Annotated in this window: 13 protein-coding genes; all 13 read right to left on the reverse strand. The window is 68.7% G+C overall.

The genetic code is table 11. The annotated features are described in order from the left end of the window. Window positions 1-90: 90 nt before the first annotated feature. On the reverse strand, window positions 91-639 hold the full coding sequence (locus tag JW592_RS31995) for a DUF1062 domain-containing protein (RefSeq protein ID WP_209268794.1): 549 nt from the start codon (window positions 637-639) through the stop codon (window positions 91-93). A gap of 405 nt (window positions 640-1044) precedes the next feature. Next, window positions 1045-1293, reverse strand: a complete 249-nt coding sequence (locus tag JW592_RS32000) for a hypothetical protein (RefSeq protein ID WP_307805620.1) — start codon at window positions 1291-1293, stop codon at window positions 1045-1047. A gap of 8 nt (window positions 1294-1301) precedes the next feature. Next, complete coding sequence (locus tag JW592_RS32005; protein ID WP_209268795.1) at window positions 1302-1523, reverse strand: hypothetical protein; 222 nt, start codon at window positions 1521-1523, stop codon at window positions 1302-1304. A 158-nt stretch (window positions 1524-1681) separates the two neighbouring features. Then, window positions 1682-3604 carry an APC family permease gene (locus JW592_RS32010; RefSeq protein ID WP_209268796.1) on the reverse strand — a complete coding sequence of 641 codons (1923 nt, stop codon included), beginning with the start codon at window positions 3602-3604 and terminating at the stop codon, window positions 1682-1684. A gap of 266 nt (window positions 3605-3870) precedes the next feature. Further along, window positions 3871-4767, reverse strand: a complete 897-nt coding sequence (locus JW592_RS32015; RefSeq protein WP_209268797.1) for an RNA polymerase sigma-70 factor — start codon at window positions 4765-4767, stop codon at window positions 3871-3873. 92 nt (window positions 4768-4859) lie between these two features. Then, window positions 4860-6071 carry an NAD(P)/FAD-dependent oxidoreductase gene (locus tag JW592_RS32020; RefSeq protein WP_209268798.1) on the reverse strand — a complete coding sequence of 404 codons (1212 nt, stop codon included), beginning with the start codon at window positions 6069-6071 and terminating at the stop codon, window positions 4860-4862. A 253-nt stretch (window positions 6072-6324) separates the two neighbouring features. After that, window positions 6325-7263, reverse strand: a complete 939-nt coding sequence (locus JW592_RS32025) for a M56 family metallopeptidase (protein WP_209268799.1) — start codon at window positions 7261-7263, stop codon at window positions 6325-6327. Window positions 7264-7266: 3 nt separating this feature from the next. After that, the gene (locus tag JW592_RS32030; protein ID WP_209268800.1) at window positions 7267-7719 is read right to left on the reverse strand and encodes a BlaI/MecI/CopY family transcriptional regulator; all 453 of its coding nucleotides are present in this window, start codon (window positions 7717-7719) and stop codon (window positions 7267-7269) included. A 257-nt stretch (window positions 7720-7976) separates the two neighbouring features. Beyond that, window positions 7977-8432 carry a tellurite resistance TerB family protein gene (locus JW592_RS32035; RefSeq protein ID WP_209268801.1) on the reverse strand — a complete coding sequence of 152 codons (456 nt, stop codon included), beginning with the start codon at window positions 8430-8432 and terminating at the stop codon, window positions 7977-7979. 288 nt (window positions 8433-8720) lie between these two features. Beyond that, window positions 8721-9716 (reverse strand): sporulation protein, encoded by a 996-nt coding sequence (locus JW592_RS32040; protein ID WP_209268802.1) that lies wholly within the window; start codon window positions 9714-9716, stop codon window positions 8721-8723. A gap of 397 nt (window positions 9717-10113) precedes the next feature. Continuing rightward, window positions 10114-10695, reverse strand: coding sequence for a TerD family protein (locus JW592_RS32045; protein WP_209268803.1), 582 nt, complete (start codon window positions 10693-10695; stop codon window positions 10114-10116). 93 nt (window positions 10696-10788) lie between these two features. Continuing rightward, window positions 10789-11364 carry a TerD family protein gene (locus JW592_RS32050; RefSeq protein ID WP_209268804.1) on the reverse strand — a complete coding sequence of 192 codons (576 nt, stop codon included), beginning with the start codon at window positions 11362-11364 and terminating at the stop codon, window positions 10789-10791. Window positions 11365-11531: 167 nt separating this feature from the next. Beyond that, window positions 11532-12698 (reverse strand): acyltransferase family protein, encoded by a 1167-nt coding sequence (locus JW592_RS32055; RefSeq protein ID WP_209268805.1) that lies wholly within the window; start codon window positions 12696-12698, stop codon window positions 11532-11534. Window positions 12699-13147 lie beyond the last annotated feature (449 nt).

Here is a 13147-nt window from a genome sequence, read left to right on the forward strand (position 1 = left end):
CCGTCTCGACAGTCTCCCGGGGGGAGCTGGAGCCTGTCCGGCGGATTTTCCGAGCCGGACAGGCCCCAGGATCCTGACGCCGAGAAGGGGTCAGCGTTTGAGTGTGAAGGTGAAGTCGGCGGACAGTCTGGCGTTCAGCCGGACTGCTGAGACGAGTCTGCCCTCCTTGAGGAGTCTCTCGACCTCGGCCCGTGAAAGGGCGCAGCCTTCAGCGATCAGCCGTACCGGCCGGACGGGTATCCGGGCCGCGAAGCGGACGGAGATGTCGATTACCTCGTGATGCAGGTGATCCGATCCGCCGGTGTCGAGGCGCCAGGTGTTGTCCCAGTCGAGGGCGATGCAGTTGCGGCGCCGTACGGCCGGGTCCTGGAGCAACTCGGCGGCCAGGCCGAGGTCGTTGTTGTGCAGCCGGTCCAGCAGCTCGGGCCGTATGGAGCGCACATTCCTCCGCTCCAGAACCGTGAGCTTTGTGGTCCCCCCGCAAGCGGTGCAGAGCGCGAGGAGCCAGGCGTCGAGGAGCTTGTGGTTCGCGTTGACGCGAAACTTTCCGTTTGTCCGGAAGCGCTCGGACCCGCAGATATGGCAGCGACGGAGAACGAGCGGCAGGCAGGTGGGCATGACCACCCAGGTGTTGAGCACAGAAGTACACCGGTTTCAGTGAGAAATCCGCAGCAAGAAGCAGCGCGGCGCACATGTGCGACGCGCGACCAATCAGCGCTCGGGAAAACTCACAGGGTGTACAACGGCACGTCCTCGAGTAGACGACTCGGTCCGGCAGCACGGTAGGGGCGCTCAGCGGCGCCGTGCCACTGGTTTTCGAGCGCGCCTCACCGCCTCACCACCTCTCACCGCCGGGCTCGGTCCTGTGAGGACCGCTCGGGGGCGGTGGAGGACGGTGTCCTTGATGTGGCGTCCGGCGCCAGGCGGCCGGATGGTTGCGCCGTCAGCCTGTGGACGCGGCAGGGGACGGAATCCACATCGCCGTGGACGGCCGATGCGCCCTGCCGCGTCGGCGTCGGTCTGGTCCCTGGCCGCTGCCGGCTGCTAGCCGCCAGTTGCCTCGGGACGCACCGCGCGCGCGTCCGGAACGGGCCCCTGTCCATCCGCGGGCGGGAAGTTGTCGTCCTCCCCGAAGTCGGGGGCCTGGAAGGGGTTTGTCGTCGGAGGCGCCAATGCCGCAGCGAAGCGGCGCGAGTGCTCTTCCGGGGCGGAGAACAGCGAGGTCGGGTCGATGAGTGGGGCTTCCTTCCGGTACAGGCCCTCGAAGGGGCCCGGCGTGCCGTGACCGGGCACGTTCGGTCCTACAGCTTGGTCATCTTGGTGTAGGGGCTCAAGATCCGCATTTGCGCGGGGCCGAAATCCACGAGTGCCGCGACTCCGTCCTCGACGCCGATCACCCGGCCGAGGCCGTGGGTGTCGTGTGTGACCTGGTCGCCAACGGCGAAGTGCTTGGGAGCCGGCGCGACTGGAGCTTTGAAGGGGCTGCTGGGCAGATGACGCTTCGGTGCAAAAGGCTTTGTCATTGCGCCCAGTATGCGCCTGCACCGGCTCGTCCGCTGTGCTGTCCATGTCACCCGCTGGCGGACTGGCGTGCCGGCCATGTCGATGGCCCGGTCCGAGTCGTGTGCCGGGGCCGTGCTGGTGATCGTGGTGCTCATAATGCTCGCGGGTTCTCATAGAGCTAGTGGTGCTCGTGGTGTTCGTGAGGGTGTGGCACGTAAGGGACGCTGGTGACCATGACGCCTGGGGTGAACAGCAGGCGGGCTTTGAGCCGGAGCGCGCTCTGGTTGTGGAGGAGCTGGCCCCACCAGTGGTCGGGTACGTACTCGGGGATGAAGACGGTGATCACGTCGCGGGGGCTTTCCTTGCGGAGACCGCGTACGTAGCTCAGTGCCGGGCGGCTGATCTCGCGGTACGGCGATTCCAGCTCGACCAGCGGCACGCCCATGTCGTGGTGCTCCCACGCGTCCCGCAGGGCGGCGGTCTCCTGCGGCTCCTCGGCGACGGTCAGAGCCACCACGCTGTGGGGGTGGATGGACTGGGCGTAACCGATGGCCCGCATGGTGGGGGCGTCGATTTTGGAGACCAGGACGATCGCGTGGTTGCGGGAAGGGCGCTCCGGCCGCGCTTCGGGCGGTACGGCAAGCTCGGCCGTGACAGTGTCGTAGTGCCTGCGCACACCTTTCATGGCGAGGAAGAGCAGCGGCATGGCGAGGATGACGATGTAGGCGCCGTGGGTGAATTTGGTGATCAGCACGATCACCAGCACGATCCCGGTGAAAGTCGCCCCGGTGGCGTTGATCAGGCGTGAGCGGTGCATACGTACGCGCTCCGCCCTGTCCGAGGTCTGCGGCAGCAGCTTGTTCCAGTGCTTGACCATGCCGGCCTGGGAGAGGGTGAAGGAGACGAAGACGCCGATGATGTAGAGCTGGATGAGCGCGGTGACGCTGGCGTTGAAGGCGACGATGAGTCCGACGGCGGCCAGCGACAGCAGGATGATGCCGTTGGAGAACACCAGCCGGTCGCCGCGGTGGTGCAACTGCCGGGGCAGGTAGCGGTCCTGGGCGAGGATCGAGGCGAGGGTGGGGAAGCCGCTGAAGGCGGTGTTGGCGGCCAGGATGAGGATGCCCGCGGTCGCCGCCTGCAGGTAGTAGAAGAGGAAGTGGACGTCGCCGAAGGTGGCCCTCGCGATCTGGGCCAGGGCCGTGGGCGGGGAGGCGTCGGCCGGCAGCCCGAGTGCGGTGGGGTCGTCGGCGACATGCACCTGGTAGACCAGCGCCAGGACCGTGATGCCGGTGAACATGCTCACGGAGATCAGCCCCATGATCGCCAGCGTGGCTGCCGCGTTGTGGGATTTCGGCTTGGCGAAGGCCGGTACGCCGTTGCTGATCGCTTCCACCCCGGTCAGCGCCGTACAGCCGGAGGCGAACGCCCGCATGACCAGGAACACCAGCGCCACTCCGGCGAAACTGCTGGTGGCGTGGATGGGCAGATCAGCGGATTCGGCGCGAATGGTGGCACCCTTCGCCATCCGTACAGCGGCGAAAGCGAACATCACGTAGATGCCGAGCACGAACCCGTAGGTGGGCGCCGCGAAAGCCCGTCCGGTTTCTCTGACTCCGCGCAGGTTCACCAGCGCCAGCAGCACCACGAAGCCGACCGACATCCCGACCGCGTGGCCCGACAGGGCAGGGGCGGCCGAGGTGACGGCGGCGACGCCCGCCACCACGGAGACGGCCACGGTCAGCACGTAGTCGACCAGCAGCGCGCTGGCCGCGGTCAGTGCTGCGGTGGCGCCGAGGTTGTCGGCGCTGACGGCGTACGCGCCACCGCCGTGCGGATAGGCGTGGCACGTCTGCCGGTACGAGGCGATCACCACGGTCAGCAGCAGCACGATGACGAGGCCGATGTACCAGGCCAGGTCCAGAAAGGCGGTACCGCCGAGAGCCAGGATCAGCAGCGTCTCCTCGGTGGCGTACGCGACCGAGGAGAGCGGGTCGCTGCAGAACACCGGCAGGGCCAGCCGCTTGGGCAGCAGCCTTTCCCGCAGTTGTTCCGTACGCAGCGGCCGACCGAGAAGCACCGTTTTTGGGAGCCATGTCACACAACCGGATGGTAAAGACGGGCAGCCGGAAGACGCCCTCTGCCACACGGTGATGTCGCGCAGGAATGCGCCGGTGGAGACGGAGAATTTGGAAGGCCGACGGTTTCCAGGAATTTCCCGGAAATGGGCGCGCCGGCCCTCAGCGGTACCCCGCCAGTGGCGGGAAGTGGCGTCAGGACCGGCGCGATGTCGAGTCCGGCAGGGAGGGTGGAGGCAGGATCGGGTCGGATCGGACCCATCGGGGTCGGGTGCGTCCAGGAAAGGGTTCAGCGCACGGTGAGTGGGGTCTCGGACGTCAGGTGGGACAGTTTCTCCGGGTTTCGGACGTAGTAGAGGCCGGTGATGAGGGAGTCCTCGACGCGGAGGGCCATGACACCGTCGATCTCGCCGTCCAGGCGGACCAGGAGTGCCGGGCTGCCGTTCACCACGGTCGGTTCGGCGGTGATCTTGCCGGCGAACTTGCCGATGCCGCCGGCGAACATACGGACCACCTGCTCGGCGCCGGTGACCGGCCGCAGCGCGGCGTGCTTGATGCCGCCGCCGTCGCTCATCAGGACGACTTCGGGGGCGAGCACATCGAGGAGCGCCTGCGGGTCCCCGGTGTCGACAGCGCGCCGGAACGACTCCAGGACCGCCTGACCCTCCCGTGAGGAGACCACCCGGCGGGGGCGGCGGGAGTCGACGTGCCGACGGGCGCGGTGGGCGATCTGGCGGACGGCCGCGGGGCTCTTGTCGACGGCGGCCGCGATCTCGTCGTAGCCGATGTCGAAGACCTCGCGCAGCACGAAGACGGCGCGCTCGGTCGGGGAGAGCGTCTCCAGGACGAGCATGAGCGCCATCGACACGCTTTCGGCGAGCTCGATGTCCTGTGCCACGTCCGGCGTGGTGAGCAGCGGCTCGGGCAGCCAGGGGCCGACGTACGCCTCCCGGCGACGCTTCACGGTGCGCAGCCGGTTGAGCGCCTGGCGGGTGGTGATCCGCACCAGGTAGGCGCGCTGGTCGTGCACCTGCCGCTGGTCGGCCTTGACCCAGCGCAGCCAGGTCTCCTGGAGGGCGTCTTCGGCGTCGGCGGCCGATCCGAGTATCTCGTAGGCGACGGTGAAGAGCAGGTTGCGGTGGGCGAGGAACGTCTCGGTCGCCGGGCCGGTGGCCTCGTCGCTCATCTCTCGTCCCTTCTCCTCGTCCTTCGGGGTCGGCCCGGATGGCCGACCACGTTCGCGTGTGTCCACGGCAAGAGCCTCGCGGCAGGCACCGGTCAGGCTGCCCGGCCGGCGGCGGTCGGCGCCTCGGCGCCGTGGGTGCGCAGCAGTTGCCGGCGCTTGGCGACTCCTCCCGGCGACTGGTGCAGACGGAACGAGCCGGGCTTCTTCGCCTCTGTGGCCAGGTGTTCGAGGGTGGCCGTGCAGACCTTTTCCTTGATCCTGACGCCCAGGCCGCCGTCGATGTGCACCCCGATCGCGACATCGGACCTGTTGGCGAACTGGTAGATGCCCGCGCTGCGGCCCAGGCTGATGCACTGGGCGTAGAACGACAGGCGGAGGCTCTCCGGCTGCTCGCCCGCGAGTCGGCTGAACACGGTCTCGACGGCCCGGGCGGCCAGCGGCGACGCGTTCAGGCAGCTCATCCGCAGCGGCAGGCCGGAAGGTGACGCCGCGTCCCCGGCGGCGAGGATGCGTGCGTCGTCCACGCTGGTCAGCGTCTCGTCCGTGAGCAGGCGGCCCTCGGCATCGGTGCTCAGCCCGCTGCGGGCGGCCAGATCGGGGACGCCGAATCCGGCCGCCCACACGGTGATCTCGCTCGCCACTTCACGGCCGTTCGCGAGCCGTACGGCCTCGCCGGTCACCGCCGTCACCTTCGTGCCGGAGCCGTCGACGACCGTCACACCGAGTTTGGCGAGCCCTTTCGCAACCGAGCGCCGGCCCCGGGTGTGCAGATACGGGCCGAGCACGCCACCGCAGACCAGGGTCACCCGGCGGTCCCGCTCCGCCAGCTCGGCGGCGGTCTCGATGCCGGCGGGACCGGCGCCGACCACCGTCACCTCGGCCGTGGCGGGCGCGGCGTCGAGGACCGCGCGCAGCCGCTGTGCCTCCTCCAGGGTGGCGACCGGGTAGGCGAACTCGGCCACCCCTGGCATGTCCGGTTCGGCGCTGCCACTGCCCACGGCGTAGACCAGATAGTCGTAGTCGAGGGTGGCGCCGCCCGCCTGTGTCACGACGTTGCGCTCGGCCGCGTCGATACGGGTCACCGTGTCGACCACCAGCCGCACGCGCTCGGCCAGGACGTCCCGGTAGGCGACGACCGCGTCGTGGGTCCCGCCCACCAGCTGGTGCAGACGGAGCCGGTGGACGAAGTCCGGGCGCGGGTTGATCAGCGTCACGCTCACATCGTCGCGCAGCGTCAGCCGGTTCGCGGCCATCACGCCCGCGTATCCGCCACCGATCACGACCACATGCGTGTTCCCAGCCATGGTGCCTCCTCCGATTCCAGGTGCTCGGCCTCAAGACACCGCGCCTTCGGGCGCTGTGACAGCTTGTGGCTCAGCTCACTTCACTGGAGCTCGGCTGGAGTGCGACCGCGGCGATGGGGACCGCACGCGTCGTAGGGCTACCGCCGGAGCGGGGCTTGTTGGACAGCGGCCCGGCACGGCTTTCGTCAGTGGGGGAGCCAGGAGCGGGTATGGAGCCGCGGTCAACGTCGGAGCGGTGGCCGGGAACCGCGGATCAGAGCGGCGTGGCTGCCTGGAGGATCAACGCCAGGGTGATGGCGGCGTTTGCGGATGACAGGGCGGAGGCTGCGGCGCCTGCCGCTGCCAGCCAGGTGGCGAACGCGGAGGCGGTGACCGGAGGGCGCCACAGGCGGGTGGTGGGCGCGGGGGCGAGCAGGGCTTGAACGCGGCGCGGCACCTGGCCCGCGGCTGCGAAGGCGAGAACACCGCTCAGCGGGCCGGATGCGGCGATGAGTGCGGCCTTGCCCACGGCGCGGGCTGTCAGGCGCCGGTCGCCGACAGAGTGTGCCGCCTCTTCGTCGGCCCAGCGTTCGACGCCGAACTCGACGGCCGTTCGCAGCGGCCGCAGGAACGGGTGGGCGTTGGCGGACAGCCGCGCGAGCAGCAGAAGACGGTGGTGGCGGGCGGCCAGATGCGCCCGCTCGTGAGCGAAGAGCGCGCGCCGCTCGGCGGGTTCCAGGGCGTCGAGCATGCCGGTGGATACGACGATCCGTTTCCGGCTGCGCCGGGTGCCGGGCAGAGCGAAGGCGTACGGGGCCTTGTCGGGAAGGACCGCGACAGAGGTGTTCCGCACCCCCTCAAGCGCCAGTAAAGCCCTTCGGTGGACGCGCCGGTGGCGGACGAGGGTGGCGCCGCACGTGGCGAGAAGGGCGGCGAGCGCCGGAATTGAAACCTGTCCCAGCACCTCGTCGTAGGGGACGGCCTGCCTGACTTCCGGGTCCGACCAGCCGTCGGGCAGCGGGTTGCCCGGCAGTTGCGCGGTGCCGACGACGACCAGGAGCCCGAGGCACAGGGTGCTGCACGCCGCGAGGACCGCGCCGACCGCGGCCAGCAGGAGCGTCGCCGTACGCGGGTGCAGACGCCGCTCCGCGAGCCGGGCCACCGGCCAGGACGTCAGGGGCAGCACGAGGGGGAGGAGGACGAACAGGCCCACGGCTCAGTCGCGCTTCCTTCGGGTGCCGTCTGTTTCCGGGCCGGTGCCGTCTTCCTGAGCGCCGTCTGCCGCAGAGCTGTCGTGGCTCTTCGTCAGCAGGTCCCGCAGCAGTTGCTCGTCCTCGCCGGTCAGCCCGGAGACGAAGCGGGTCAGGACTGTTCCCCGGTCGTTCTCCTTGTCGAGGAGCTGGCGCATACGGTTCGCCGCGAGGCCCGCCGCATCGGCGGAGGGTGTCCATACGAAGGCGCGTCCGGCCTTCTTCCGCGTCACCGCGCCCTTGGCGAGCAGGCGGGAGAGGATGGTGATCACGGTGGTGTAGGCGAGGCCGCCGCCCATCCGGTCCCGTACCCATGCAGCGGTCACCGGTTCGTCGGCTTCGTGGAGCGCCGTGAGCACCATGGCTTCGAGCTGCCCCTGCCCGCGCCGCCGCCCCGGTTGCTGCCCTGCCCTGTCCATGGCTCCTCCCTTGCTGCCTGGTGACCTACGTTAGCCAATTTGCCGCGTGAGCCGAGCGACATGGGCTCCCGGTCGCGCGGGACTGGCGAACGGAAGAGACGGAAGCAGGCAGAAGGCGGCACGCGGCCTGGCGCGCACCGCCCATCGGTCTTCTGCCGACCGCCTTGACCACATCGCCTTCCCAAGAGGCGGCGGGCGCGGTGGAGGCAGCCGGAACCGCCGCGGGCGTCCTGGCGGTCAGGCGTGGGTACGTGCGGTCAGAGGTCGAACTCGTGGGGCGGCAGCCCGAGTGCGTAGCACGCTTCGCGGACGACGGCCTGTTCGTCCTTGTCGAAGTGGCCGTCGGCGCCGCCGATGACGATGCCGATCTGGATGACGGCCCGCGCCTCGGCGGCCTTCTTCTTGGCCTTGCCGACCTCCTGCATCACGCTGACCTTGCCGAAGTCGAAGTCGGCGGTCAGCTTGTCGCAGTTGGCCTCGAACCTGGCCTGCAGGTCTTCGGCGGGGAAGTTCCGCAGTACTTCGTTGGTCGCGATGAGCTGGGCGACCTTGCGCCTCTCGTCGGGGTCGATGCTGCCGTCGGCTGCGGCGACCAGGGCGCACATCGCCATGCTCGCGTCCCGGAAGGCTCCGCTCTTGAGATCGTTCTTCTTCGCCTCCAGCTGGCTCTGCATCGTCTGCGCCGATTCCTTGATGCGGTCCCAGAGGGCCATGCGAACTCCGTTCTCCTTGTCGGCCCCGGTTGCCTGTGCGCACCGGGGACGGGAATTCTACAGGCTGTAGAAGTAATCGGCGGCGCCCTCTTTCCTCTTCCGAGGCGCTGGGGCAGGGGCGGCTGAACCGTGCACAGGCTGCCGAGTGCAGAGGGGGACGGCAGGGCGGACACTTTGCGGCTGCGGCCGGAAGGCAGAGCGCCTTGCCGGCCACCGTTCACCCATCGGCCGCCCCCTGCTTGCGGGTGCACCCTCCCCTACAAGGGCACAACGAGTCCCCGCCGGGGCTCAGTCCTCCTCTTCCTCCTCGTCATCGTCGTCGAAGACCTCGTCGATGACCTCGGCGGCCACGAACCCGCCGGCCACGCCGACGGCGACACCGGCCGCCGCGCCGGCGACGACGGCGCCTGTGCTGGGGCCGGAGCGGTGGTGGCCGCCATGGGAGTCGTCGTGGTGGAATCCATGGCCCTGGTGGGGCGGGTGCGGCCCGACGTGGTCCGCGGCGTAGCCGCCATGGTGCTCAACCATCCGCCGTACCCACGAGTCGACTTCGGTGTTCCAGTCGAGGTGCTCGACGCCCTCGTGGCTGACGGTGAAGCGGTTGACGGCGTCGTGTCCCTCGGAGAAGAGTCCGCCGCGCTTGTCGGCCTCCAGGACGACCTCCATGCCGCCCGGGGTGGCGAGGAAGGTCACCTCCACCTCGTTGACGGCGTGCGCATACTGCGGGGCCGGGGAGAGTTCGATCTCCTGGTAGAAGGGCAGCGCCTGTCCCGTGCCGTGGATGTGGCCGAGTTCCAGGTCCGCGGACTTGAAGCCGAACCCGAGCTGTCCCAGAGCCTCCAGTACGGCTTCCTGCGCGGGGAGCGGGGCCACCCGCAGGGGGTCGAGGTCGCCTTTGTCCTTGGCTCCCGCCACGGCCAGCTCCGTACGGACGCCGAGGATCACGCCGAGGGACTGGCCGTGCAGTTCCGTGATCGGTGTCTCCCACGGAAGAGCGACCGTGAACGGCACGTCGCGCCGCTCGCCCTCTGCGAGGCGGAATCCGCCGCCGACCGTGATGCGGTCGAAAGCGATCACGCCTTCGTGCTCCTCGTCACCGTGCTCCGCCTCCACCCGGGCGACGAGCTCGAGGATGATCTGCTCGATCTCGCAGTCGGCGGAGCCGCCTTCGAGATGCACCTCGCCGGAGAGCGGGCCGCCCGGCCGTACTGGTCCGTCGTCCAGGACCGTGTCCACCGAGGGGCCGCCGACTCCGAGAGCCCCGAGAAGCCGTTTGAACACCATCGCGGGCGTTCTCCTTCGTATGCCGTGCCAGCACTTGAGTGCGTGCAGTCCTGCCCCGGTCACGAGGCGTACTTGCCGCAGGCCCTACGCTACGCCAGGCTTCTACAGCACTGTAGTTTTCAAGTCACTGCCGGTGTCGGCGTGTTGTGCCATCTGTCTCAGGAGAGTGGACCTGGTGTTCGGGCTGAGTGAACTGGCCTTGCTGCTCATCGTCGTTCTCGTGATCGTCGGGGCCAAGAAGCGCGGCGGGGAACCTGGAGCCCCGCGAACGGGCTCTGCAGCTCGTTCTTCAGCCCGTAGTCATCCGGTTGACGGGCCCCAGCCGCGCGGAATCGACCACGGGGTGGGCCAGTTGCTCCCGGTTTTGCACCACCCGTGACCGACTGGCCCGCGGACGTCACAGGTGACGGGCGATCACAGGCAGCAGGTCCTGGAAGGTGCGTCCTTGTGCCGGCTCGCCGATGGCGGCCATCTGCCACCCTCCGCCGGACCGGTGGACCTTGGCCATGATCTGCGCTGTGTGCGGCCCGCCTCCCGTGAGGGTGTAGCGGGCGAGTTCCTGGCCGGAGCTTTCGTCGATGAGGCGGCAGTAGGCGTTCTGCACCTCCTCGAAGGTCTGACCGGTGAAGGAGTTCACCGTGAAGATGATCTGGTCCACCCGGGACGGAACACGTTCGAGTGCCACGCTGATGGACTCGTCGTCGCCCGCGCCGGTGCCACCGACGAGATTGTCGCCACTGTGCTGGACCGAGCCGTCGTCGCTGACCAGATGCTGGAAGAACACGACGTCGACCGGCTCACCGGCCGCGAACAGTACGGCCGAGGCGTCGAGATCGATCTCTCGGGCTCCGGCGAGCTTTGCAAGGAATCCTTTACGCGGTGCGGCCTGCCAGCCCAGCCCCATCCGCACGTTGGTGAGCGAGCCACCGCCGGACTTGGTCAGGTTGATCTGCTGGCCTTTGGACAGGTTCACGGACATCTCAGGGTCCTCGGTTCGAGTGGCAGTGGGTCACGGATCAGGGGAGCGCCCCACGGCACACCGGCCGCGGGGCAGCGGTCTCGTGCGGCGATATCAGACGTTGACGCCGAAGTCGGCCGCGATCCCGGCAAGGCCGGACGCGTAGCCCTGGCCGACGGCGCGGAATTTCCACTCGGCGCCGTGCCGGTACAGCTCTCCGAAGACCATCGCCGTCTCCGTCGCGGCATCCTCGGTCAGGTCGTAGCGGGCGATCTCCTGGTTGTTCGCCTGGTTGACGACCCGGATGAAGGCGCCTCGCACCTGCCCGAAGTTCTGCGAGCGCGCCTCGGCGTCGTGAATGGAGACGGGGAAGGCGATCTTGGCGATCTCAGCGGGGACAGCAGCCAGGTTCACCTTGATGACTTCGTCGTCACCCTCTCCCTCGCCGGTGAGGTTGTCCCCGGTGTGCTCGACGGAACCGTCCGGGCTCTTGAGGTTGTTGTAGAAGACGAAGTGCTGGTCGGAGACGACCTTGCCGGCCTCGTCGCACAGCAGGGCCGAGGCGTCGAGGTCGTAGTCGGTGCCGGTGGTGGTCCGCACGTCCCAGCCCAGGCCGACCAGAACCGCGCTCAGCCCCGGTGCCTCCTTGCTGAGCGAGACATTGCCACCCTTGGCCAGGGAAACTCCCACGTTCTTCTCCTTTCGTGCCGTTGGCGGACCCGGCGGCCTCGGCTTGAGGCCCCGACGGAAAAACTACAGCACTGTAGAAAGAGATGTCCGGGCGATCGGGCAACCACGTTCTGACGAGTGAGGGGCACTTCAGCCGTCGGCATGCCGTGGGCGGCAAAGCGAGCCGATCAGCGCACCGAGCGGTCCCGCTTCGGCCGCTTTCCGTGAGCCGCGCCTCCTGCCTGCTGGCCGGCCCGGAAGAACCAGGGCATGGCTGGTTCCATCAGGGACCGGAACAGTTTGCGTACGGGAGAGGTGCACAGGAGCGTCATCATTGCTGCGACGAGCACCGTCAGGGCGACACGGCTCGCCGGGTGGCCGACCCAGCCGAGGCTGTACCAGTCCAGCTCGCGGGAGAGCTTGATCGGATACACATGCAGCAGGTAGGCGCACAGCGTGCCCGCGCCCAGGGCGGTGAACCACATGTGCCGACGGGGAACCCAGGCCAGGAAGCACACGGTCAGCACCAGGCCACAGCCGAAGACGGCCAGCACCATCGTCGCGTCGACCCAGGCGGGCACCCCCATCTCCGCCGCGGACTTCTCCCGCAGGAACCAGTCGGAAGACATCCGGGGCACCGACCAGTACGCCAGCAGCAGTGCACAGGCCGTCACCGGCACCGCGATCCGGCGGGCTGCACGACGCTGTACGAGTTCGAAGTGCTCCGGCCGCAGTTGCAGCCCCAGGACGAAGAAGGGCAGGAACTGCGCGATGCGCATCAGGTCCAGGTCGCTGCTGATGCTCGGCGTGACACTCGCACCCACGGCGATCGCCAGGGCCACAGGCATCGGCCAGCGCAGGTTCTTCCACACCGGCGTGGTCAGTCGCCACACGAACAATGCGACGAGGAACCAGAGCGCGAACCCCGGCTCCTGGTAATGGAACTCCCGCTGCGGGTCGTCGAGCCACCGCATGAACAGCGTGTAGACCGTCTGGAACGCCAGATACGGCACAAGGACGCCCGTGACGAGCCGCTTGATCTGGCGCGGGGTGCCCTCGTAACTCCTGGAGAGAAAGCCGGAGATGATGATGAAGGCCGGCATGTGGAAGGCGTAGAGCGTGGCGTACAGGGCGCTGACGGTGCGGCTGTCGCCCTGCATGGGTGCCCATAGGTGCCCGACCCCGACCAGCACGATGGTGAGGTACTTCGCATTGTCGAGGAACGGATCGCGGCGACCGGACGGCCGGTCGGCCTTCGCAGGTGCAGGTGGCGCTGACGGTCTCTCCGCCGGAGGTGCGGGGGATGTCCGGCGGACGGAGGGCAGTGGCGCTCTCGTATAACCATCCTGCAACATTAAGAGCACGATAGCGGTCAGGTCTGTGTAAGGACATACCCGAGCGGGCACTGGGCGGGATTCGGCTGATATGCCGGTGTCTTCGCGCTTCCGCTCGCCTGACGCTTCCGCTCGGCTGGGGCCTGCGGTCGGCTGGGGCCTGCGGTCGCACCCCCGGAGTCGGTCCGGACCCTGTGCCGCAGCCTCCGCCCCCTTGCGGTGCATCTCGCGACGGCTGCTCCGCCGAGGTGGACCTTGTGGGCCCAACTGAGGCCAAACTGAGACCAGCCAACGACAAGTGCCCCGACCGCTGAGTGGTCCGGGCACTTCGTTCAGCCCGGTGAGGCTGGGCGGAGGATACGGGATTCCAACGCGTGAGGGGTTGCCCCCAGCACGCTCTCGAACTGTTCGTCCGGGGGTTCGGGGCCCCAAGTGTGGGGGCGTGGGCGAATGTGGAGCCGTCGCGGGGG

Source organism: Streptomyces spirodelae (assembly GCF_017676385.1).
GTDB classification, from domain to species: Bacteria; Actinomycetota; Actinomycetes; order Streptomycetales; family Streptomycetaceae; genus Streptomyces; species Streptomyces spirodelae.